21 protein-coding genes are annotated in these 20,730 nt (G+C 63.6%); 10 read left to right on the top strand and 11 right to left on the bottom strand.

All coding sequences use genetic code 11. The features are described 5' to 3' along the window. Positions 1-8: 8 nt before the first annotated feature. The 10 genes from J2Z17_RS15690 to J2Z17_RS15645 all read right to left on the bottom strand — a co-directional run bounded on the left by J2Z17_RS15690 (position 9) and on the right by J2Z17_RS15645 (position 10,191). Positions 9-470 (bottom strand): SRPBCC family protein, encoded by a 462-nt coding sequence (locus tag J2Z17_RS15690; protein WP_209946568.1) that lies wholly within the window; start codon positions 468-470, stop codon positions 9-11. 135 nt (positions 471-605) lie between these two features. Further along, positions 606-1,910, bottom strand: coding sequence for a nicotinate phosphoribosyltransferase (gene pncB / locus J2Z17_RS15685; RefSeq protein ID WP_209946567.1), 1,305 nt, complete (start codon positions 1,908-1,910; stop codon positions 606-608). Between the two features lie 179 nt (positions 1,911-2,089). Further along, complete coding sequence (locus tag J2Z17_RS15680; RefSeq protein WP_245224140.1) at positions 2,090-2,290, bottom strand: hypothetical protein; 201 nt, start codon at positions 2,288-2,290, stop codon at positions 2,090-2,092. Positions 2,291-2,483: 193 nt separating this feature from the next. Further along, positions 2,484-3,449 (bottom strand): 2-hydroxyacid dehydrogenase, encoded by a 966-nt coding sequence (locus J2Z17_RS15675; protein WP_209946565.1) that lies wholly within the window; start codon positions 3,447-3,449, stop codon positions 2,484-2,486. Between the two features lie 40 nt (positions 3,450-3,489). Beyond that, positions 3,490-5,115, bottom strand: coding sequence for an ABC transporter ATP-binding protein (locus J2Z17_RS15670; RefSeq protein ID WP_209946564.1), 1,626 nt, complete (start codon positions 5,113-5,115; stop codon positions 3,490-3,492). Then, positions 5,112-5,618, bottom strand: a complete 507-nt coding sequence (locus J2Z17_RS15665; RefSeq protein ID WP_209946563.1) for a type II toxin-antitoxin system VapC family toxin — start codon at positions 5,616-5,618, stop codon at positions 5,112-5,114. Before J2Z17_RS15665 ends, J2Z17_RS15670 begins: the two co-directional genes overlap by 4 nt. Beyond that, positions 5,618-5,869, bottom strand: coding sequence for a hypothetical protein (locus J2Z17_RS15660; protein ID WP_209946562.1), 252 nt, complete (start codon positions 5,867-5,869; stop codon positions 5,618-5,620). The genes J2Z17_RS15665 and J2Z17_RS15660 overlap by 1 nt, the downstream gene beginning before the upstream one ends. 70 nt (positions 5,870-5,939) lie before the next feature. Beyond that, positions 5,940-7,091, bottom strand: a complete 1,152-nt coding sequence (locus J2Z17_RS15655; RefSeq protein ID WP_209946561.1) for an ABC transporter permease — start codon at positions 7,089-7,091, stop codon at positions 5,940-5,942. 1 nt (position 7,092) lies between these two features. Then, a complete protein-coding gene (locus J2Z17_RS15650) occupies positions 7,093-8,184 on the bottom strand; it encodes a microcin C ABC transporter permease YejB (protein ID WP_209946560.1) in 1,092 nt (363 codons plus the stop codon). A 156-nt stretch (positions 8,185-8,340) separates the two neighbouring features. Continuing rightward, the gene (locus J2Z17_RS15645; protein ID WP_209946559.1) at positions 8,341-10,191 is read right to left on the bottom strand and encodes an extracellular solute-binding protein; all 1,851 of its coding nucleotides are present in this window, start codon (positions 10,189-10,191) and stop codon (positions 8,341-8,343) included. Between the two features lie 156 nt (positions 10,192-10,347). Between J2Z17_RS15645 and mepA the strand changes: the two genes are divergently transcribed. The 6 genes from mepA (at position 10,348) to J2Z17_RS15615 (ending at position 16,326) form a co-directional block, all read left to right on the top strand. Further along, entirely contained in the window at positions 10,348-11,379 is a 1,032-nt protein-coding gene (gene mepA / locus J2Z17_RS15640; protein ID WP_209946558.1) for a penicillin-insensitive murein endopeptidase, read from the top strand. A gap of 104 nt (positions 11,380-11,483) precedes the next feature. Continuing rightward, the gene (locus J2Z17_RS15635; RefSeq protein WP_209946557.1) at positions 11,484-11,882 is read left to right on the top strand and encodes a methylglyoxal synthase; all 399 of its coding nucleotides are present in this window, start codon (positions 11,484-11,486) and stop codon (positions 11,880-11,882) included. A gap of 14 nt (positions 11,883-11,896) precedes the next feature. Then, a complete protein-coding gene (locus tag J2Z17_RS15630; protein ID WP_209946556.1) occupies positions 11,897-12,919 on the top strand; it encodes a glucokinase in 1,023 nt (340 codons plus the stop codon). A gap of 121 nt (positions 12,920-13,040) precedes the next feature. Beyond that, positions 13,041-14,849 (top strand): ABC transporter ATP-binding protein, encoded by a 1,809-nt coding sequence (locus J2Z17_RS15625; RefSeq protein ID WP_245224139.1) that lies wholly within the window; start codon positions 13,041-13,043, stop codon positions 14,847-14,849. Then, positions 14,846-15,667 (top strand): 4-hydroxy-tetrahydrodipicolinate reductase, encoded by an 822-nt coding sequence (gene dapB / locus J2Z17_RS15620; RefSeq protein WP_209946555.1) that lies wholly within the window; start codon positions 14,846-14,848, stop codon positions 15,665-15,667. Before J2Z17_RS15625 ends, dapB begins: the two co-directional genes overlap by 4 nt. A gap of 23 nt (positions 15,668-15,690) precedes the next feature. After that, on the top strand, positions 15,691-16,326 hold the full coding sequence (locus tag J2Z17_RS15615; protein WP_209946554.1) for a 2,3-bisphosphoglycerate-dependent phosphoglycerate mutase: 636 nt from the start codon (positions 15,691-15,693) through the stop codon (positions 16,324-16,326). A gap of 22 nt (positions 16,327-16,348) precedes the next feature. Here J2Z17_RS15615 and phnF read toward each other — a convergent pair whose 3' ends face one another. Next, a complete protein-coding gene (phnF, locus tag J2Z17_RS15610) occupies positions 16,349-17,089 on the bottom strand; it encodes a phosphonate metabolism transcriptional regulator PhnF (RefSeq protein ID WP_209946646.1) in 741 nt (246 codons plus the stop codon). A 96-nt stretch (positions 17,090-17,185) separates the two neighbouring features. Here phnF and phnG point away from each other — a divergent pair, with 96 nt between their 5' ends. From phnG to J2Z17_RS15590, 4 genes are all read left to right on the top strand, one after another. Next, entirely contained in the window at positions 17,186-17,659 is a 474-nt protein-coding gene (phnG, locus tag J2Z17_RS15605; protein WP_209946553.1) for a phosphonate C-P lyase system protein PhnG, read from the top strand. Further along, positions 17,656-18,264, top strand: coding sequence for a phosphonate C-P lyase system protein PhnH (gene phnH / locus J2Z17_RS15600; RefSeq protein ID WP_209946552.1), 609 nt, complete (start codon positions 17,656-17,658; stop codon positions 18,262-18,264). The genes phnG and phnH overlap by 4 nt, the downstream gene beginning before the upstream one ends. Before the next feature lie 4 nt (positions 18,265-18,268). After that, positions 18,269-19,375: a carbon-phosphorus lyase complex subunit gene (locus J2Z17_RS15595; protein ID WP_209946551.1), complete on the top strand. Its 1,107-nt coding sequence runs from the start codon at positions 18,269-18,271 to the stop codon at positions 19,373-19,375. Between the two features lie 142 nt (positions 19,376-19,517). After that, positions 19,518-20,417, top strand: coding sequence for an alpha-D-ribose 1-methylphosphonate 5-phosphate C-P-lyase PhnJ (locus tag J2Z17_RS15590; protein WP_209946550.1), 900 nt, complete (start codon positions 19,518-19,520; stop codon positions 20,415-20,417). The last annotated feature ends 313 nt before the right edge of the window (positions 20,418-20,730 follow it).

Raw genomic sequence — 20,730 nt, 5'->3', positions numbered from 1 at the left:
GGCAGCGGTCAGACCGGCGTCGCGTCCTCTCCGCAAACGGCCGCACCGAATTGCGCGAAGAACTGGGCGGCGAGCTTCTTGGCGGTCGAATCGATCAGCCGGCTGCCGAGCTGGGCGATCTTGCCGCCGACTTCGGCCTTGACGGTATAGGTCAAAATCGTCGCCTCGGCCCCGTCCGGCACAAGCGACACATCGGCAGATCCCTTGGCAAAGCCCGCGACGCCGCCTTTGCCTTCGCCCGAGATGGTGTAGGAATTCGGCGGATCGAGATTGGAGAGCCTGACGGTCCCGTCGAACTTCGCCTTGATCGGGCCGATCTTCAGCACCACCCTTGCGGTCATTTCGTCGTCGGCGACCTTTTCCAGGCTCTCGCACCCGGGAATGACCCGGCGCAGGACATCCGGGTTGTTGAGCCCTTCCCAGACCTGTTCGACCGGCGCTTCGATCCGCTCGCTGCCACTCATATCCATCAGATATTCCTCCCGTTCGGCAGGGTCGCCGATCACGGCCGCCCCCGCATGCACTCCATCCTCGGGCGCACTGTCCGACGACAGGCCTCCAAGTGCAATGCATTCTTTACGCTGATCCGGAAGGACCCGAGGCGGTCAGACGCGGACGGGCTGTTCGATGCGTTCGTCGGAGCCGAAAAAGCGCAGATACCGTTCGACCTCGGCCGGCTCGCCGGTGGCCTTGCGCGGATTGTCGGACAGCTTGACGGCCGGGCGGCCATTCGCCTTCGACACCTTGCAGACGATGGAAATCGGCATCAGGCCGGGGGTATCCGTCGGCGCGCATCCGGCAAAATCATTCGTCAGATTGGTGCCCCAGCCGAAGCTCATCCGCACCCGGCCCTCGAAGTGGCGGTAGGTGTGGATGATCGCGTCGACGTCGAGGCCGTCGGAAAAGATCAGCAGCTTCTGCTTCGGGTCACGGCCCATCTTTTCCCACCACTCGATGATCTTTTCACCGCCCTCGACCGGCGGCGCGCTGTCGGGCCGGAAGCCGGTCCAGTCGGCGACCCATTCCGGGGCATTCTTCAGGAAGGCGGCCGTGCCGAAGGCGTCCGGCAGGACGATCAGCAGATTGCCGCCGTAAAGCGTGTTCCAGTCCTGCAGGATCTTGTAGGGCGCCTCGGCCAGCTCCTGGTCATTGCGGGCAAGGGCTGCGGCCACCATCGGCAATTCATGGGCATTGGTGCCGACCGCTTCCAGATCGCTGTCCATGGCAAGCAGAACATTGCTGGTACCGGTGAAGGCGGAGCCGACACCTTCCTTCAGCGCCTCGACGCACCAGCGCTGCCACAGAAAGCTGTGGCGGCGGCGGGTGCCGAAATCGGAAATCCTGAGGCCCGGCAGGTCGCGCAGGCGCTCCACCTTGGACCACATCTTGGCCTTGGCACGGGCATAGAGCACATCGAGGGTAAAGAAGCCCATGGAGCGCATGGCGGCGCGGCTGCGCAATTCGTTGATCACCGCAAGGGCCGGAATTTCCCACAGGGTCGCCTCGGCCCATTTGCCGTGGAAGGTAAGCTCGAACTGGCCGTCCTTCTTCGACAGCTCATATTCCGGCAGCTGCAGCGTCGACAGCCAGACGAGAAATTCCGGCTCGAACATCTGCACCCGGCCATAGAAGCTGTTACCGGCAAGCCAGATCAGCTCCTTCTTCGTCAGCCGCAGCGTGCGGACATAATCCAGCTGGTCCCGCAATTCCTGTTCGTCGATCTCGTCGGCGAGGCGGACGGTCTTGGTCCGGTTGATGACTTCGAAGGTGGCATCGACATCCGGATAGAGTTTCCAGATCATCTGCAGCATCAGCAGCTTGTAGAAATCCGTGTCGAGCAGGCTTCTGACGATCGGATCGAGCTTCCAGGTGTGATTGTAGACGCGCGAGGCGATGTCCGTTTTCGTCATGACTTGGCCGTCGCCTTTCAATCGAATGGTCAGATTGCCACGTGACTACGCGGACTTTTCGAAGAACCCGACCCTTATCATGAAAAGAGGCTGCGAAGTCTAGCGCACGCCCTCGCAAATCGGTACGCACCGAACGGCTCCGGGGAGCCGGATGCCGCTCGCGGTGGCGATGTCGCCGGTCAGTTGCCGGCCTTGGGTTCGTCCGGCTGGACGGTGTTTTGCGGATTGGCCTGTTCCGTGGCGTGGTCCTTGTCCGGCGCCTGGCTTGCACCCCACCATTCGGCCGGGATCCAGGCGAGCAGCGCGATCACCAGGCCGACCAAAAGCACGATCAGCACCGGCCGGCCCCTGGAAGCCTGCCGGGCTTCCGTGGCCGTCAAGGGTTCTTCCGGCTTTGCATCGGCCCGATGCGCGGAATCCGGGCGGGTAGTATATGGGCGATCGGAAAAGTCTGTAGGGCTGGCCATGACGAACCTCCTCCTGTTGCAAAGCCCGGGGCCTACGCCTCGAGCTTTTCGTTGCAACGGCGGGGATGGGTGGATTGTTCCGCAACAGGCGAGACGGCGGAGAGGGTCAGTAGCCGCGGTTGCGGTCCACCACATGCTCCAGCGGCTCGCCCCGTTCGAAGCGGGCGATCTGTCGTTCGGCATGCCGGAACACGGCGCGGGTGTCGGACATCGCCGCCACATGCGGTGTCAGGATGACGTTTTCCATGCCCCAGAGCGGGCTGTCGGCAGACAGCGGCTCGGTCTGGAAGACATCGAGCGAGGCACCGCCGAGCACGCCGTTTTCGAGGGCCGCCACGATATCCGTCTCGACCTGGCTGCCGCCCCTGCCGGCATTCAGAAACACCGGCCTTCCCGCGGCAAGAGCGCCGCCCTGGCGTAGTCCGGCGAAAAGATCGGCATTGAAAAGGCCGCGCGTGTCGTCGGTCAGCGGCAGAAGGCCGACGAGAATGTCGGTGCGGCCGAGAAAGGTCTCGAGACCGGTGGCGTCGAAGGTCTCGATGCCCTCGATCCGCTTGGCGCTGCGCGACCAGCCGATCACATCGAAGCCCATGACCTTCAGCTTTTTCGCCGCATCGGCGCCGAGCACACCGAGCCCCATGACGCCGACCGTGACGTCGGCGGCTTCCGGGTGACTGTCGCGCGGCTCCCAGAGATGCTCGCGCTGCTGGCGGGCGAAGACCGGCACTTGGCGCAGATGAATCAGCGATTGCAGCACCACCCATTCGCTCATCCGGTCGGTCAGGCTGCGATCGACGAAGCGCACGATCGGGGTGTCCGGCAGCTCGTAGCTGGCAAGGATGTGATCGACCCCGGCACCGCCGGAGATGATGACCTTGAGGTTTCGGGCCCTGTCGAAAAGCGAGGGGTCGGGTTTCCAGACCACCGCATAGGCGCAGCCGGACAGATCGCGGTCGCGGTTTTCCGGATCGGCCATGTTGATCACCTCGCGGCCGGCAAAGCCGTCCTTCAGGGCGGCAGCGACGCTTTCCGGGGCAAATTTGAGATCAACGACAATCGAGCCTGCAGACATGGGAGCTTTCCTGAAAACTGGAGGGCAATGGGGCGGGAGGTTACTGGGCGACGCTGCGTTCGGTGGCCGCCAGATCGAAGGCCGCCGCCATCAGCGCCCGGGTATAATCCTCTTTCGGGGCGGTGAAGATGTCGGCGGCCGGCCCGCGCTCGACGACCTTGCCGGCGCGCATGACGATCACCTCGTTGGCAAGCGCCCGCACCACCTTGAGGTCATGGCTGATGAACAGATAGGCGAGATCGTGCCTGGCCTGCAGGTCGCGCAGCAGATCGACGACCTGCGCCTGGACACTCATGTCGAGCGCCGAGGTCGGCTCGTCGAGCATGACGAAGCGCGGTTTCAGCACCATGGCCCGGGCAATGGCGACGCGCTGGCGCTGGCCTCCGGAAAATTCATGCGGATAGCGCCAGCGGGTCTCGGGATCGAGCCCGACCTCCTGCAAAGCCCAGCAGACGCGCGCGTCGCGTTCTTCATAGCTGAGGCTGCTCTCGTGCACTTTCAGCCCCTCGGCCACGATCTCGCCGACCGACATGCGCGGGCTGAGCGAGCCATAGGGATCCTGGAACACCACCTGCAGCTTGTCGCGAAACGGCTTCATCGCCTTGTAGGAGAAGCTGTCGACATCCTGCCCGAGGAAGACGATGCGGCCCTTCGACGATATCAGGCGGGCGAGCGCCAGGCCGAGCGTGGTCTTGCCGGAGCCGGATTCGCCGACGATGCCGAGCGTCTGACCGGCCCGCAGGGTCAGATCGACGCCGTCGACGGCCTTGACGTGGTCGGTGACCTTGCGCAGGAAGCCGGTCTTGACCGGAAACCAGACGCGCACGTCGTCGCCCTGCATCACGATGGGTTTCGTTGCATCCGCAAGGGGTGGCTCTCCGCGCGGCTCCGAGGCCAGAAGATGCCTGGTATAGGCATGCTGCGGATGGGTGAAGATCTGCTCGACCCGGCCGGTCTCGACGATCCTGCCCTTGGTCATGACGCAGACGCGGTCGGCGAATTTGCGCACGATGCCGAGATCATGGGTGATGAACAGCATTGCCATGCCGTGATCCGACTTCAGCTTGCGCAGAAGTTCGAGGATCTGCGCCTGCACGGTGACGTCGAGCGCCGTGGTCGGTTCGTCGGCGATCAGCAGTTTCGGCCGGTTGGCGAGCGCCATCGCGATCATCACCCGCTGGCGCTGGCCGCCGGAGAGTTCGTGCGGATAGGCGCCAAGCCGCTTTTCAGGCTCTCGAATGCCGACCTGCGTCAGGAGTTCGATCACCCGGGCGGAGGCGGCCGCCCCGACGATGCCGCCGTGCAAAGCCAGAATCTCGCGGATCTGCTTTTCGATCGGGTGCAGCGGATTGAGCGAGGTCATCGGCTCCTGGAAGATCATCGTGATGTCGTCGCCGCGCACACCACGCAGTTCACGCTCGGAGACCTTCAGGAGATCCTTGCCCTCGAACAGGATTTCACCCGACGGATGACTGGCGGCGGGATAAGGCAGCAGCTTCAATATCGAATTGGCCGAGACCGATTTGCCCGACCCGGATTCGCCCACCAGCGCCACGACTTCGCCCGGCATGATGTCGAAGGAGACGCGATCGACCGCCAGGCTGCGCTTTTCCCCCTCGCCGAAGGCGACGGACAGATCACGCACGGAGAGCAGTGGCTGGGTCATGATGCGAGGCTTTCGATCAGGGTGGTGAGGGTCGGCTCGTCGGGACGAATCACATCCAGAATCACCGGGCCGAGGCGGCGGCCGGCGCGCTGATGCAGCAATTCGTACCGATCGTGAATGCCCCTGTCGGCCGACAGGAAATGCGAGCACTCCATCGCGATGGCAGTCGACAGATGGATAGCGTCCGGCAATTTCAGGGATTTATGTTCAGCACGCAGGACGGCGGCGAAGTAGAGCATCGCATCCGCGACCGGCGCCACTTCGAGCCATGCGTTTGTCTTCAGCATGCCTTCGAACGCCAACAACAGATCCTCGTCTCTGTTCCGATAAGGGCGCACCAGCGTTTCTGCAAGCGTGAGCTGGCTCGTTACAAAAACTGGCGATGCAGCAAGTTCGGCTTCACCAACGAGCCTGACCAGCCGGTCGTGCAATTCATCCACGCCCTGAACGAGATCGATGATGATGTTGGCGTCCAAATAGATGCGTCGGAAATCGGCTGGCATCAGTCCCATTCGTCTCGAAGCTCGCGGATGCGCGCCACGCTTTCCTCGGCCGTAACGCGTTCGGGATGCTCAGCCCGATACTTTCGGATCATCTCGAGCGTGTCCTGGACCGTCAACAGCTTCTCCGGCGCCTCTTTGGTTGCCGCCTCGACCTCGATCTCGATGCGCACGGTGGCGTGCTCCGCCAGTCCCTCGCGCAGATCGGCGGGCAGCCTGTCGACCGGGTAGTGCTCTCGAACGATCCTGTTCATCGCCATGCGTCCTTCGGATGATACCGTGGCACCCATCTTGCCACAAAGGGCAGGGAAAGACGATTGCGGCTCATTTGAACGTCTTTCTCGGATCGAAGGCGTCGCGTACGGCTTCGCCGACGAAGATCAGCAGCGACAGCATGATCGACATGGTGAAGAAGGCGGTGAGACCGAGCCAGGGGGCCTGGAGATTGCGCTTGCCCTGGGCGATCAGCTCTCCCAGAGACGGCGAACCCGGCGGCAGGCCGAAGCCTAAGAAATCGAGCGAGGTCAGCGTGGTGATCGAGCCCGACAGGATGAAGGGCAGAAAGGTCAGCGTCGCCACCATGGCGTTCGGCAACAGATGGCGGAACATGATCGTCCCGTTGCCGACGCCGAGCGCCCGGGCCGCGTTGACATATTCGAAATTGCGCGCGCGCAGGAATTCCGCCCGCACGATGCCGACGAAACTCACCCAGGAAAACAACAGCATGATGCCGAGCAGGATGAAGAACCCCGGCGGCAGGATGGCCGCTATGATCAGCAGGATGTAGAGCACCGGTATCGCCGACCAGATCTCTATCACCCGCTGCATCAAAAGGTCGGTGAGGCCACCGAAATAGCCCTGCACCGCCCCTGCCCCGACGCCGACGACGGCCGAGCAGATGGTCAGCGCCAGGCCGAACAGCACCGAGATGCGGAAACCGTAGATCATCCGGGCGGTCACGTCGCGGGCCTGGTCGTCGGTGCCCAGCCAGTTGAGGTTGCCGAGCACGCAGTCGGGATCCTTGTCGCCCTCCGGATAGCCCGAGCAGCGCTCCTTGCTGTCCATCAGCCAGAAGGGCGGGGTCGGCGCGGAGTGGGGGATGTTGGAATTGACGGTGCGGTAGGAATAGCGGATCGGCGGCCAGAGCATCCAGCCATGGGCGTTGATTTCGTCGCGGATATAGGGCGAGCGATAGTCGGTGACCGCCAGGAAGCCGCCGAACTTCTCTTCCGGATAATCGACCAGCACCGGAAACAGGATCTCGCCATTGTAGGAGGCGATCAGCGGCTTGTCGTTGGCGATGAACTCGGAAAACAGGCTGAGGCCGAACAGGACCAGGAAGATCCAGAACGACCAGTAGCCGCGGCCATTGGCACGGAAATTCGCCAGCCGCCTCTTGCTGGTGGGCGACAGAAAGGGACGCTTCGGCGGCTTCGAGCGGAGCGCAGGGCCGGTATCGGTTTCCACAACGCTCATCTCAGACATCCCGCCGCTCGAAGTCGATCCTCGGATCGATCCAGGTATAGATCAGGTCGGAGGCGAGATTGACGAAGAGGCCCATCAGCGAAAAAATGTAGAGCGTGCCGAAGACAACCGGATAGTCGCGGTTGACGATCGACAGATAGCCGAGACGTCCGAGGCCATCGAGCGAGAAGATGTTCTCGATCAGCAGCGAGCCGGTGAAGAAGGCGCCGATGAAGGCGCCCGGGAAACCGGCGATCACGATCAGCATGGCATTGCGGAAGACATGGCCGTACAGCACCTGCCGGTCGTTCAGCCCCTTGGCGCGGGCGGTGACGACATACTGCTTCTTGATCTCGTCGATGAAGGAATTCTTGGTCAGCAGCGTCGTCGTGGCAAAGGCCGACAGCGAGAGCGCGATCAGCGGCAGCGTCAGGTGCCAGAAGTAGTCGAGGATCTGCTTGTACCAAGGCAGCGACCAGAAATCGTCGGAGGTCAGGCCGCGCAGCGGGAACCAGTTGAAGAACGAGCCGCCGGCAAACACCACGATCAGCAGGATGCCGAACAGGAAGCTCGGCACCGCATAGCCGATGACAATGATGCCGGAGGTCCACACGTCGAAGGTGGCACCGTCATTGACCGCCTTCTTGATCCCGAGCGGGATGGATATGGCGTAGGACAGCAGCAGGATCCACACCCCGAGCGAGATCGACACCGGCAGCTTGTCGATGATCAGGTCGATGACCGAGGTATTGCGGAAAAAGCTCTCGCCGAAATCGAAGCGAATGTAATTCCACATCATCTCGCCGAAGCGGGTGAGCGGCGGCTTGTCAAAGCCGAACTGTTTCTCGAGCTTCTTGATCAGGTCCGGATCGAGCCCCTGGGCGCCGCGATATTTGCCGCCGCCTTCATCATCGAGGCCGCCGCCCAGCATGTCTCCGCCACCCGACAGCCGCTGGTCGGCGCTGTCGCCCTGGCCGGTCAGCTGGGCGATCACCTGTTCGACAGGACCACCCGGCGCGAACTGGATCACGGCAAACGAGATGGCCATGATGCCGACGATCGTCGGGATCATCAGCAGGATACGCCGCAGGATATAGCCACCCATCAGCGGGACGTCCTGCAGCGGACGCGGGGGGCGTCCTTCGTGGCCTTCAGATCCAAGCCGCGGTCTCCTTCATGCATTGCCTCGACAGGCGCGCAGGTCTCGCGCCGAATCATTGGGATCATTGGTAAAGCCTCATCCCCACGGTGCAAAGCCCCGTCACCTGGAAGGGGCATACCACCAGGTGTCGGGAAAGCCGGTGCCGTATTTCGGCAATTCGGCCGGATGATGCAGGGTGCTGGAATAGGCAATGCGCGAGGTGTCCGAATAGTAGAGCGGTATGACATAGTGATGGGCAAGCAGCACGCGGTCGAGCGCATGGGTTGCGGCAACCAGTTCGTCCCGATCGGTCGCGAAGATCACCTTGTCGACCAATGCATCCACGCCCGAATCGGAAATGCCGGCATAGTTTTTCGAGCCCTCCCGGCCGGCCGCCTGCGAGCCCCACATGTCGCGCTGCTCATTGCCGGGGCTGAGCGTCTGGGCAACGACCATCCAGGTCATATCGTAGTCGAAGCTTCGGATACGGTTCTGGTATTGCGCGGCATCGACCGTGCGCACACTCATGTCGATACCGATCTTGCGCAGGATCTGGCGATAGGGGAGTGCCACCACCTCCAGCGCCGAACTGCTGAGCAGAAGCTCGAAACTCAGCGGCTTGCCGGTCTTGGCGTTGACCATCTGGGTCCCGCGGATCTCGTAACCGGCCTGTTTCAGCAGCTGGATCGCCTTGCGCAGGTTCTCCCGCTCGGCCTGCGGCGTGCCGCCGACCGGATTGGTGTAGGGCGTGGTGAAAACGTCCGGCGGCACCTTGTCCTTGACGGTGTTCAGGATGTCCAGTTCCTTGCCCGAAGGCAGGCCGGACGAGGCCAGTTCGGTGTTCCAGAAATAGCTGTCGATGCGCTTGTAGGCGCCGTAAAACACCGTCTTGTTGAGCATTTCGAAGTCGAGCGCATAGTTGAGTGCTTCACGCACGCGCTCGTCCTTGAACAGGTCCCGGCGCATATTGGGAAAAAGCCCCTGCATGATACCGGTGGCCCTGAGCGGCCCCTTGACCTCCTCCTTGATCACCCGGCCATCCTGAATAGCCGGAAAATCATACTGGGTGGCCCAGCGCGCGGCCTGGGTTTCCACGCGGAAATCGGAATTGCCACCGCGAAACGCGTCGAACTCGACATCCCGGTCACCATACATCGTATAGTCGACCGCCTTGAAATTGTGGGTCCCGACATTGAGATTGAGATCCTTGCCCCAATAGTCGTCGCGCAGCTCGTAGCGCACCGTCGCGCCGGCCCGGAAGTCGGCGATCTTGTAGGGGCCTGAGCCCATCACCGGTTCCAGCGTGGTCCGAGCGATATCGCGCTGGTTGCCATTGGCGTCCTTGCCCTCCCACCATTTCCTGGAGACGACGGCGAATTCGCCGACGATGGCCGGAAGCTCGCGATTGCCCGTCTGGTCGAAGTGGAAGGTGACGTCACGCTCGCCGGTCTTTTCGGCGGATTTCACATGGCTGTAATAGGCGGTGAAAAGCGGCTGCAAATCCTTGATCTTCTCGAAGCTGAAGATCACGTCCTCAGGCGTGACGGGCGTGCCGTCGGCAAAGCGCGCCTCCTTGCGCAGGCGAAAGGTTGCCGAGGATATGTCCTTGGGAAACGACACGCCTTCGGCCAGCAGGCCATAGGACGTGTTGATCTCGTCTTCGGACTGCTGCATCAGGGTTTCGAAGACATAGGACCTGCCATAGGTGAGACCCGGCGCCAGTTCGCCCTTGTCGAGGATCGGATTGAAGGTATCGAAGGTGCCGGTGGATGTCAGCCGCAGCGTGCCGCCCTTTGGCGCGTCGGGATTGACATAGTCGAACTGCTTGAAACCCACCGGATATTTGAGCGCGTGGTCGAGCGCGATGCCGTGATGGAAGACCGGCTCCTGCCCTGCCGCCGGCAAGACAGGACCGAGCCCCGCCGCCAGAGAGGTTACGAGACACAAGACGAGACGGGTGGCAAAGCGCATCAATCATTCCCAAAATTCAAGGTATTTTGTCAGCAGGATAGGGCAAACTGTGGCGAAGAACAGGCCTATGGCCTTCACGGTTTCAACAAATTCGCGATTCAGTCTATGGTCCGCGCATGGCGGCACGCCACCGAACCGACAGCATAGGACTGCAAGATGACGCGACCGTACCTCTACCAAGCCCTGCCCGGCGGGATCAAAGGCAGAGCGAGGGTCGCCCTCCTCTTGCTTGCGACCATTGCCGGATATGGGCCGGCCATCGCTGCCGATGACACGCCGGCCAAGCAGTTGTTCGGCGCCGTCACCCTGCCGTCGAAAGGCACCCCGCAACCCGAGGGTTTCTACTCCAAGGGCTGTATTGCCGGTGCCGTGGCGCTGCCGGCCGACGGGCCGACCTGGCAGGCCATGCGGCTGTCGCGCAACCGTCGCTACGGGCATCCGGACATGATCCATCTGCTTGAAAACTTCTCGCAGGATGCCGAAAAGCTCGGCTGGGGTACCGGCATCCTGGTGGGCGATATCGGCCAGCCGCGCGGCGGCCCGATGGCGAGCGGCCACGCCTCGCACCAGATCGGGCTCGACGCCGATGTCTGGTTCACCCCGAAGCCGGCGACGCCGCTTTCGGTCAAGCAGCGGGAGGACCTGCCGTTCACCACGCTGCTCGACACCAGCAAGTTCCTGACGGTCGACCCGAAACGCTGGTCGCCTACCCATGCCAAGCTTCTGATGCAGGCGGCAAGCTATCCGCAGGTCCAGCGGATCTTCGTCAACCCCGCGATCAAGAAGAAGATGTGCGACACCTGGACCGGCGACCGGACCAATCTGGGCAAGCTGCGCCCCTATTACGGACATGATTCGCATTTCCATATCCGGCTGCGCTGCCCGGCGGGGGCGAAAGACTGCAAGCCGCAGGCAGCGATCGGCACGGATGACGGCTGCGGCAAGCAGCTTTCATGGTGGTATTCCAAGGAACCCTGGGCGCCACCGAAAAAGGATCCGAACAAGAAGCCGCCACCGCCGCCGAAGCCGATGACCCTGGCCGGCCTGCCCAAGGCCTGCGCTGCGGTGCTTTCGGCCCCGACGTCCGGCGTGATGGCCGCCAGCGCCCCGGCGGATGTGCCGGTGCCCGCCCCTTCGCCCGCCCCTGATACGGTGCCGGTGCCGGCGGAAAAACCGGCTCAGGACTGAACCTTGGCAAGCGGGCCGGGACGAAGGGCTGCAATGGCGTCTTTTCAACCGGCCCCGGCTTGCTGTAGAAACACCCAAATCGATTTAAATCGGAACCGAGACGCATGCCCGAAAAAGCCTGCATTGCCCTGATCGCGCATGATCAGAAAAAGGACGATCTGGCGGATTTCGCCCGCAGTTACGAGACCGTGCTCGCCAAATGCCGGATCGTGGCGACCGGGACCACCGGCGGCCGCGTGCAGGAGGCCTGCCCATCGCTCGACATCACCCGGCTGAAAAGCGGGCCGTTGGGCGGCGATCAGCAGATCGGCGCGCTGATTGCGACCGGCGAAGTCTCGATGCTGATCTTCTTCGTCGACCCCCTGACGGCCATGCCGCATGACGTGGACGTCAAGGCGCTGATGCGCCTGGCGACCGTCTATGACATCCCGATGGCTCTGAACCGCGCCACGGCGGAGCCGCTCCTTGCCTATACTGCCGGCCAGATGGCCGCATCCGCCTGACCCGAGGGAAACCCATGCCGAGCCACGAGACTGCAGATCCCGTCTTTCCCATCCTGATCGGGGATATCGGCGGGACCAATGCCCGCTTCTCGATCCTGACAGATGCCACCGCCGCCCCGATGGAGCTGCCGAATATCCGCACGGCCGAATTTCCGACCATCGACGATGCGATCCGGCAGGACGTCTTTCAAAAGACCGATATCCGTCCCCGTTCGGCGATCCTGGCCGTTGCCGGTCCGATCCAGGGCGACGAAATTCCGCTGACCAATTGCCCCTGGGTGGTGCGGCCAAAGCAGATGATCGCCGCTCTCGGCCTGGAAGACGTGATGGTGGTCAACGATTTCGAGGCGCAGGCGCTGGCGATCGCAACGCTTGGCGAAGACGACCGCGAGGCGCTCGGCCCGATGAACGCAAGTCCGACTGCATCGCGCGTCGTGCTTGGTCCCGGCACGGGGCTCGGCGTCGCGGGCTTGGTCTATGCCCAGGGCCGGTGGTTTCCGATTCCCGGCGAAGGCGGCCATGTGGATATCGGACCGCGCAGCGCACGCGACTACGCGATTTTCCCGCATATCGAGACGATCGAGGGCCGGGTTGCCGGCGAGCAGATCCTGTGCGGACGCGGCCTCGTGCACCTCTACACGGCGATCTGCATCGCCGACGGCGTCACGCCGAAATTCACCGACCCGAAAGACGTGACCGAACATGCCGAAGCCGGCAGCGACGCGCAGGCTATGGAGACGGTGGACCTTTTCGTCACCTATCTCGCGCGGCTTGCCGGCGACCTGGCGCTGATCTTCATGGCCAAGGGCGGCGTGTTTCTGGCCGGCGGAATTCCGCAGAAGATCATGCATGCCCTGCGCCAGCCCCAGTTCCGGGCGGCGTTCGAGGACAAGGCACCGCATACCGAGATGATGAAGACGATCTCGACCTTCGTCGTCACCCATCCGCGCGCCGCCCTGGCCGGGCTGGCCGCCTACGCCCGGGCACCGTCGGATTTCGGCCTTGCCACACGCGGACGGCGCTGGACCACACGCTGATCGCCGGGACGCCCGTCTCCGCGATGCCGAGTCTGGTCAAAGCCGGCTGGACTGGCTATAGAGCCGCTGGGCGCGCCGGTCTTCGGCGCGGGCAAGCCGACGCAATCCAAGGAACCGGCTATTGAAAGTCAACACGCAGATCACGAAGCCGATTGATTCCGAGGGCGTGACCCGCATCCTCAAGCGGATCATTTCGGAAAACGGCAGGGATCACTGGCGATCCTATGCCGCGGCGATCTTCTGCCTCGCCCTCGTTGCCGCCACCACCGCATTCAGTGCCTGGATCATGGAAGCGGTGATCAACGAAGCCTTCGCCAATCGCCGCGCCGATCTCGTCTGGATGATCTGCCTGTCGATCTTCGCGGCCTTCGTGATCAGGGGCTTTGCCTCCTACGGGCAGGCCGTCATCCTGTCGAAGATCGGCAACAATATCGTCGCCACCTATCAGCGACGGCTGTTTTCGCATCTGATGACCCTGTCGCTCGGCTATTTCACCGAATCGCGATCCGCCCAGCTGTCGGCCCAGATCAGCCAGAACATCAACGGCATCCGTGACGTTCTCAACCTCACGGTCACCTCGATGGCGCGCGATTTCCTGACGCTGATCGCGCTGGTCGGGGTCATGCTGTTCAAGGATCCGGTCCTGACCGCGATCGTTTTCGTCGTCGCGCCTCCCCTGCTGCTGGCCCTGCGCTACGTGTCCAAGCGGTTGCGCACCGCGACCAAGGAGGCGGTGGTGCAAAACAGCCGCGTGCTCGGCGCCATGCAGGAAACCGTCCAGGGGATCGCCATCGTCAAGGCCTTCACCATGGAGGCGGAGCTGACGCACAAGGTCGACGGCATCATCCGCACCGCGGAAAACCGGGCGAACCGTATCGCGCGGCTCAGCGAGCGCACCTCCCCCTTGACCGAAAGCTTTGCGGGCCTGGCGATTTCCAGCGTGATCGCCTATGCCGCCTATCGCTCGATCTATGGCGACATGCTGCCGGGCGCCTTCTTCTCCTTCATCGCAGCCTTCCTGATGGCCTATGACCCGGCCAAGCGCCTGGCCAAGCTGCAGGTGCAGATGGAACGGGCGACCGTCAATGCGCGGATGATCTACGAGATCCTCGACACCCAGTCGCACCAGCGCGAGGCGCCGGAAGCAAAGCCGCTGGTCGTCAGCGAGGCGAAGATCGAGTTTCGCGATGTGAGCTTTGCCTATGGCAAGAACCCGCCGATCCTGCGGGGGGTGAACTTCACCGCCGAGGGTGGCAGGACGACGGCACTGGTCGGACCTTCCGGTGCCGGCAAGTCGACCATCATCACGCTCGTCCCGCGCTTCTACGATCCGCTCGAAGGCCAGATCCTGATCGACGGGCAGGACATCGCCAAGGTAACCAAGGCATCGCTGCGCCGGCATCTGGCCTATGTGTCGCAGCAGCCATACCTGTTCGAAGGCACGATCCGCGACAATATCCGCTATGGCCGGCCCGATGCCACCGATGCGGAGGTGGAGGTGGCGGCGCGTCACGCCTATGCGCATGACTTCATCCTGGCCCAGCCGCAGGGCTACGACACCCCCGTCGGCGAAAACGGCACGACGCTGTCGGGCGGCCAGCGCCAGCGGCTGTCGATCGCGCGCGCGCTGGTGCGCAACGCGCCGATCCTGCTGCTCGACGAGGCGACATCGGCGCTCGACACCGAGTCGGAAGCCGCGGTGCAGAAGGCACTGGACGAGGCCATGGGCGGTCGCACCGTGATCGTCATCGCCCATCGGCTTTCGACCATCGTCAAGGCCGACAAGATCATCGTCATGGACAATGGACAGGTCGCAGAAGAAGGCGTCCACGAGGAGCTTGCGCGCCGTCCGGATGGACTTTACGCTCGCCTCAACAGCCTGCAGGCGACAGCCATTCGCGACGATATCACGGAAAAGGAAAACGGATGACGGATGCCATGAAACTCGTCGTGGTCGGAGCGTCCGGCCGTATGGGCCAGGCGCTGATCCGCATCATCCACGAGGCTGAGGGCACCGTGCTGCACGCAGCGGTCGAACGGCCGGGGGCGGCGGCGATAGGGCGCGATGCCGGCGAAATCGCGGGGCTCGGCCCGATCGGCATTACCGTCACCGACGATCCGCTCGCAGCCTTTCTGGCCGCCGACGGGGTCATCGATTTCACCGCCCCTGCGGCTTCGGTCGAGTTTGCCGCGCTCGCCGCCCAGGCGCGGATCGTCCACGTGATCGGCACGACCGGCTGCTCGCCCGACGACGAGGCGAAGTTCGAGGCGGCCGGCCGGCATGCGCGGGTGGTCAAGTCGGGCAATATGAGCCTCGGCGTCAATCTGTTGTCGGTCCTGGTCAAGCAGGCGGCCAAGGCGCTCGATGCGGCGGGCTGGGATATCGAAGTGCTGGAAATGCACCACAAGCACAAGGTGGATGCGCCGTCGGGCACCGCGCTGCTGCTCGGCGATGCAGCGGCCGCCGGCCGCGGCATCGACCTTGCCGATCATTCCGTTCGCGTCCGCGACGGCCATACCGGCCCGCGCGAACAGGGCTCCATCGGCTTTGCCACGCTGCGCGGCGGCTCCGTCGTCGGCGATCATTCGGTCGTGCTCGCCGGCGAAGGCGAACTGATCACGCTCTCCCACAACGCCCTCGACCGCACGATCTTTGCCCGCGGCGCGCTGAAGGCGGCACTCTGGGCCCGCGACAGGAAGCCCGGTTACTATTCCATGCTCGACGTGCTCGGGCTTTCATCATCCTGATTACAGCCTCGGAGGAAATACCCATGAGCGGTACACTCGTGCTCGTGCGCCACGGCCAGAGCGAATGGAACCTGAAGAACCTGTTCACCGGCTGGCGTGACCCGGACCTGACCGAACTCGGCGTGGAGGAAGCCAATGCCGGCGGCAAGGCGCTCGCCGATACCGGCATCAAGTTCGACATCGCCTATACCTCGGACCTGACCCGCGCCCAGAAGACCTGCCAGATCGTGCTCGACAATGTCGGTCAGCCGGATCTCGAGACGATCCGCGACCAGGCACTGAACGAACGCGACTACGGCGACCTCTCCGGCCTCAACAAGGACGACGCCCGCGAAAAATGGGGCGAGGAACAGGTGCATATCTGGCGCCGCTCCTACGACGTTCCGCCGCCGGGCGGCGAGAGCCTGCGCGACACCGGCGCCCGCGTCTGGCCCTATTTCATGACCGATATCCTGCCCCGCGTGCTGCGCGGCGAGACCGTGCTGGTCGCGGCCCATGGGAATTCACTGCGCGCCCTCGTCATGGTGCTCGACCGGATGACCAAGGAAGAGATCCTGAAGCTCAACCTCGCGACCGGCGTGCCTATGGTCTACAAGCTCAATGCCGACTCGACGGTTGCGTCGAAGGTGGTGCTCGGCGACATGTCCGCCGCACACTGAGCCTCGGCGTCAATTCCGGCCGTCACCCCCCGGTGACGGTCAGTTGCACGCGGTCCGCCGGAAACCGGCTGACCGCATACTGGACGACCGTGCCGTCGAGATCGACATTGACGGCGGTCGATACCAGCACAATGGCCCCCGGTGTCAGGCCCAGAGCCTGAAGATCCCTGTCTTCCGCATGGGTGGCGCTGATCTCCGTGCGGGCCCGCAGATAGTCGGCGAGCCCGCAAAGGGCGAAGGCGCGGGTGATGGAGCCGGTGCGGCGATAGGCATCGACGAGCCCCGCGAAGCGCGGCAGCGGAAACCAGCCCGTTGCAGCCGAAAGCGGCCGGCCATCGGCCTTGCGCACGGTCTCGAGCCTGAGGACTGCGCTTCCCTCCCCCACCTGCAGCGCGCGCGCCACTTCCGGACTGGCCGCCTCCTCCTGTGCATCGAGCAGCAGGCCCTCCAGATTGCTCGCCTGCCCTGCGACGCCCTCGGTAAAGCGGGTCCGGCTGGAAATCGGGAAACTGATGCGGTCACGCCTTTCGATCAAGGTGCCGCGGCCCTGGATGGCGCGAACCACGCCTTCCTGCGCCAATGAAGCCAGAGCTGCCCGCACCGTATGCCTGTTGACCGAGAATTCGCTGGCAAGCCTGGCCTCGGCCGGCAGGCGGCCCGTCTGGTCATAGGTGCCATCGGCGATCGCGGTGCGGATCCGGTCGGCGATCTGGCGCCAGAGCGCCACGCCATTCTGTCGCTGCATGAAATTTGCCCCTGCCACTGTCACACGCTTGTCACCGGCGAATTCTAGAACCATAATCACATCGTCTAGTTGTCTATATAACTAGACGACTCGACGCAAGCGGAGAATGGGAACATGGCAACTGCGGGCGAAACGCAACAATCCGAACAGCTTGTGCGAAAACAGGCGCTCGATCTGCTGGCCAAGGCGGAGCTGCGCGAGCTTCAGGCCGCCTGGGACCGCCTGGAGCCGAAGCCTGCGGTGGCCGCCGTGCGCGGCCCGGAAACCGGACTGGTCATGGTGCGCGGTCGCACCGGCGGTGGCGGATCGCCCTTCAACCTCGGCGAGGTGACCGTCACCAGAGCCTCCGTGCGTGTGGACGATACTCTTGTCGGGCACGGTTATGCACTCGGCACGGACAGCCGAAAGGTGCGGCTGGCGGCGATCTTCGATGCGCTCGGCCAGAAGCCGGAGATGATGCACGCCATCCAGACGCAGCTGCTCGGCCCGATTGCCGAACGGCTTGCCGAGGCAGACCGGCAGACGCGCGCCGAGACGGCGGCGACCCGGGTCGATTTCTTCACAATGGTGCGCGGAGAGGACAAATGAGCGCTGACATGGCAACCCTGTCCGGCGGGTTTTCCGAGCCGGTCTTCGAGGCACAGGCCGTGTTCCGCAGTGTCATGGATGCGATGGCGAGGCCCGGCACGATCTCCACCCTCGAAACGCAGGTCGGCCCTCCCCCGCCGCTTAGCAAGGCGGCCGGAGCGCTCGCGCTGACGCTCTGCGACCACGACACGCCGGTTTTCCTGTCGCCCGCGCTGCTGAAATCGGCACTGCCGGCCTGGATCGGCTTTCACACCGGCGCCTCGGTCACCCGGGAAAAGGCCGAGAGCCGTTTTGCCTTTTTCGAGGCCGGCGTCTCGATCCCGCCCTTCGGCCTGTTTTCGACGGGAACGCAGGAATATCCCGACCGCTCGACCACCGTCGTGATCGAGGTCGCCCGGCTGGAGGGCGGTCCGGTTCTGACGCTTTCGGGTCCGGGGATAAAGCAGACGGCGACGCTGGCACCCAAGGGCTTGCCCGATCCGTTTCTGGCCTACTGGGCCGAGAACCAGGCGATTTTCCCGCGCGGCATCGACCTCGTCCTGACCTGCGGCAACCGGCTTGCCTGCCTGCCGCGCACCACCAAGATCACGATTGCGGAGGCGTGAGCCCATGTATGTTGCCGTAAAGGGTGGCGAGACCGCCATTGCCAACGCCCACCGCCTGCTTGCCGACCGCCGCCGCGGCGACCGCGACCTGCCGGCAATGACCGTCGCCCAGATCATCCAGCAGCTGGCGCTCGCCGTCGACCGGGTGATGGCGGAGGCCTCGCTGCATGACCGCCCGCTGGCGGCGCTCGCGATCAAGCAGTCGCGCGGCGACATGATCGAGGCGATATTCCTGTTGCGCGCCTATCGCACCACCCTGCCGCGCTTCGGCTATTCGAACCCGGTGGAGACGGCCGACATGCTGGTCGAACGCCGGGTGTCTGCGACCTACAAGGATCTTCCGGGCGGCCAGCTTCTCGGCCCGACCTTCGACTATACCCACCGGCTGCTGGACCCCTCGCTGCTGGAGGACGAAACGGTCGATGGCGGGGTGGAGCGTTCGGGCGCTGCCGAACCGGTGATGCGGGTCTCCGAGATCCTGGCGCAGGAAGGCCTGATAGAACCGGATGGCGACATGCCGGAGGGTCACGTGCGGGGCGACCTCACCCGCGATCCGCCCGAATTTCCGATGTCGCGGGACCTTCGCCTGCAGGCGCTGGCGCGCGGCGACGAGGGTTTCCTGCTGTCGCTCGCCTATTCGACCCAGCGCGGCTATGGCCGCAGCCATCCCTTTGTCGGGGAAATTCGGATCGGGGAAGTGGAGGTGGAGTTCGACGCGGCGGAACTGGGTCTTTCCGTCTCGCTCGGCCGCATCCGTGTCACGGAATGCCAGATGGTCAACCAGTTCAAGGGATCGTCAAAGGCGCCGCCGCAATTTACCCGCGGCTACGGTCTGGTCTTCGGCCAGAGCGAGCGCAAGGCGATGGCCATGTCACTCGTGGATCGGGCATTGCGGGCCGAGGAATTCGGCGAGGATATCGTAGCGCCTGCGCAGGACCAGGAATTCGTCATCTCGCATTCCGACAATGTCCAGGCCACCGGCTTCGTCGAACACCTGAAATTGCCGCATTACGTCGACTTCCAGGCCGAACTTGACCTTGTCCGGCGCATGCGACGCGAACACGAGGCCCGGCGATCAAGCAATGGCGAGCACAAAGAGGCCGCCGAATGACCGGCAACCTGCGTTTAATGCTTGGTGATTGCAAACCAGCCGGCACACGTGACCGTGCTGATGACCATGACGGTGAAAAACACTGTAACGAGGGTTGCGGTATCCATGACTGCCATCTCCTATTCGACGGGGACAACGCATAATGACGCAAAAAGTTTCAAAAAGTACTAACATCGCTAACTATAACTATGCTTATCTTGACGAGCAAACCAAGCGGATGATCCGTCGCGCGATCCTCAAAGCGATCGCCATTCCGGGTTATCAGGTCCCCTTCGCCTCCCGTGAAATGCCGATGCCCTATGGCTGGGGCACGGGTGGCGTGCAGGTCACCGCCTCGATCCTCGGACCCGACGACGTGCTGAAGGTGATCGACCAGGGGGCCGACGACACCACCAATGCGGTGTCCATCCGCGCCTTCTTCCAGAAGGTCGCCAATGTTGCCGTCACCACGCATACAAGCGAAGCGACCGTCATCCAGACCCGCCACCGCATCCCGGAGGCAAAGCTCTCGGAAAATCAGGTGCTGGTTTACCAGGTGCCGATCCCCGAACCCTTGCGCTTCCTCGAACCGCGCGAGACCGAGACCCGCAAAATGCATGCACTCGAGGAATACGGCCTCATGCATGTGAAACTCTATGAGGATATCGCCCGCAACGGCCATATCGCCACGACCTATGCCTATCCGGTGAAGGTGGCCGGCCGCTACGTGATGGACCCGTCGCCCACGCCGAAATTCGACAACCCGAAAATGCACATGTCGGACGCCCTGCAGCTGTTCGGCGCCGGTCGCGAGAAGCGCATCTACGCGGTTCCGCCCCATACGGAGGTCGTGAGCCTCGATTTCGAGGATCATCCCTTCGAGATCCAGAAATTCGACAAGCCCTGCGCGCTATGCGGCGCCGAACAGGTCTATCTCGACGAAGTCATCCTCGATGATCGCGGCGGGCGGATGTTCGTCTGCTCGGACACCGATCACTGCGAGGAGCGCCGTGAGGCCGGCCATGTCGGCGAGCTGGGTCAGGCGAAGGAGGCTGCGGAGTGATGGTGTTTGATCGGCAAACCGGCGTTCCGGGCTACCCCCCTCTGCCTTGCCGGGCATCTCCCCCTCAAGGGGGGAGATCAGCTGGGCGAGATCGCCCGGCCAAACCGCCACAGATCGATTGCCGCGACGGTGAGAGAAGAGAGGCTTTGGGAGAGATCCGTAGGGTGATCTCCCCCCTTGAGGTGGGGTCCGAAGGACGGGTCGAGACCCGTGGCTCGACCCAACAGGCCGGCAGGCCAGAGGGGGGTGAGCTCAGCGCACAACGCTTCCGGTGTCAGCGGCACGCTTTCCAACGCTCCCAACAGCTCGTCCT

Origin of the sequence: Heterorhizobium halophytocola, from assembly GCF_017873095.1 — a bacterium.
Lineage (GTDB): Bacteria > Pseudomonadota > Alphaproteobacteria > Rhizobiales > Rhizobiaceae > Allorhizobium > Allorhizobium halophytocola.
Note: the sequence above shows the minus strand (reverse complement) of the source record. Positions and strands in the feature narration are given on the sequence as shown.

Coding starts and splice junctions, on each gene's coding strand:
- J2Z17_RS15690 (WP_209946568.1), bottom strand. CDS start 470: ATGGATATGAGTGGCAGCGAGCGGATCGAAGCGCCGGTCGAACAGGTC.
- dapB (WP_209946555.1), top strand. CDS start 14,846: ATGACGGATGCCATGAAACTCGTCGTGGTCGGAGCGTCCGGCCGTATG.
- J2Z17_RS15650 (WP_209946560.1), bottom strand. CDS start 8,184: ATGGGTGGCTATATCCTGCGGCGTATCCTGCTGATGATCCCGACGATC.
- J2Z17_RS15670 (WP_209946564.1), bottom strand. CDS start 5,115: ATGACCCAGCCACTGCTCTCCGTGCGTGATCTGTCCGTCGCCTTCGGC.
- J2Z17_RS15615 (WP_209946554.1), top strand. CDS start 15,691: ATGAGCGGTACACTCGTGCTCGTGCGCCACGGCCAGAGCGAATGGAAC.
- J2Z17_RS15655 (WP_209946561.1), bottom strand. CDS start 7,091: ATGAGCGTTGTGGAAACCGATACCGGCCCTGCGCTCCGCTCGAAGCCG.
- J2Z17_RS15660 (WP_209946562.1), bottom strand. CDS start 5,869: ATGAACAGGATCGTTCGAGAGCACTACCCGGTCGACAGGCTGCCCGCC.
- J2Z17_RS15590 (WP_209946550.1), top strand. CDS start 19,518: ATGACGCAAAAAGTTTCAAAAAGTACTAACATCGCTAACTATAACTAT.
- J2Z17_RS15635 (WP_209946557.1), top strand. CDS start 11,484: ATGCCCGAAAAAGCCTGCATTGCCCTGATCGCGCATGATCAGAAAAAG.
- phnG (WP_209946553.1), top strand. CDS start 17,186: ATGGCAACTGCGGGCGAAACGCAACAATCCGAACAGCTTGTGCGAAAA.
- J2Z17_RS15675 (WP_209946565.1), bottom strand. CDS start 3,449: ATGTCTGCAGGCTCGATTGTCGTTGATCTCAAATTTGCCCCGGAAAGC.
- J2Z17_RS15630 (WP_209946556.1), top strand. CDS start 11,897: ATGCCGAGCCACGAGACTGCAGATCCCGTCTTTCCCATCCTGATCGGG.
- J2Z17_RS15595 (WP_209946551.1), top strand. CDS start 18,269: ATGTATGTTGCCGTAAAGGGTGGCGAGACCGCCATTGCCAACGCCCAC.
- J2Z17_RS15645 (WP_209946559.1), bottom strand. CDS start 10,191: ATGCGCTTTGCCACCCGTCTCGTCTTGTGTCTCGTAACCTCTCTGGCG.
- phnH (WP_209946552.1), top strand. CDS start 17,656: ATGAGCGCTGACATGGCAACCCTGTCCGGCGGGTTTTCCGAGCCGGTC.
- J2Z17_RS15665 (WP_209946563.1), bottom strand. CDS start 5,618: ATGCCAGCCGATTTCCGACGCATCTATTTGGACGCCAACATCATCATC.
- mepA (WP_209946558.1), top strand. CDS start 10,348: ATGACGCGACCGTACCTCTACCAAGCCCTGCCCGGCGGGATCAAAGGC.
- pncB (WP_209946567.1), bottom strand. CDS start 1,910: ATGACGAAAACGGACATCGCCTCGCGCGTCTACAATCACACCTGGAAG.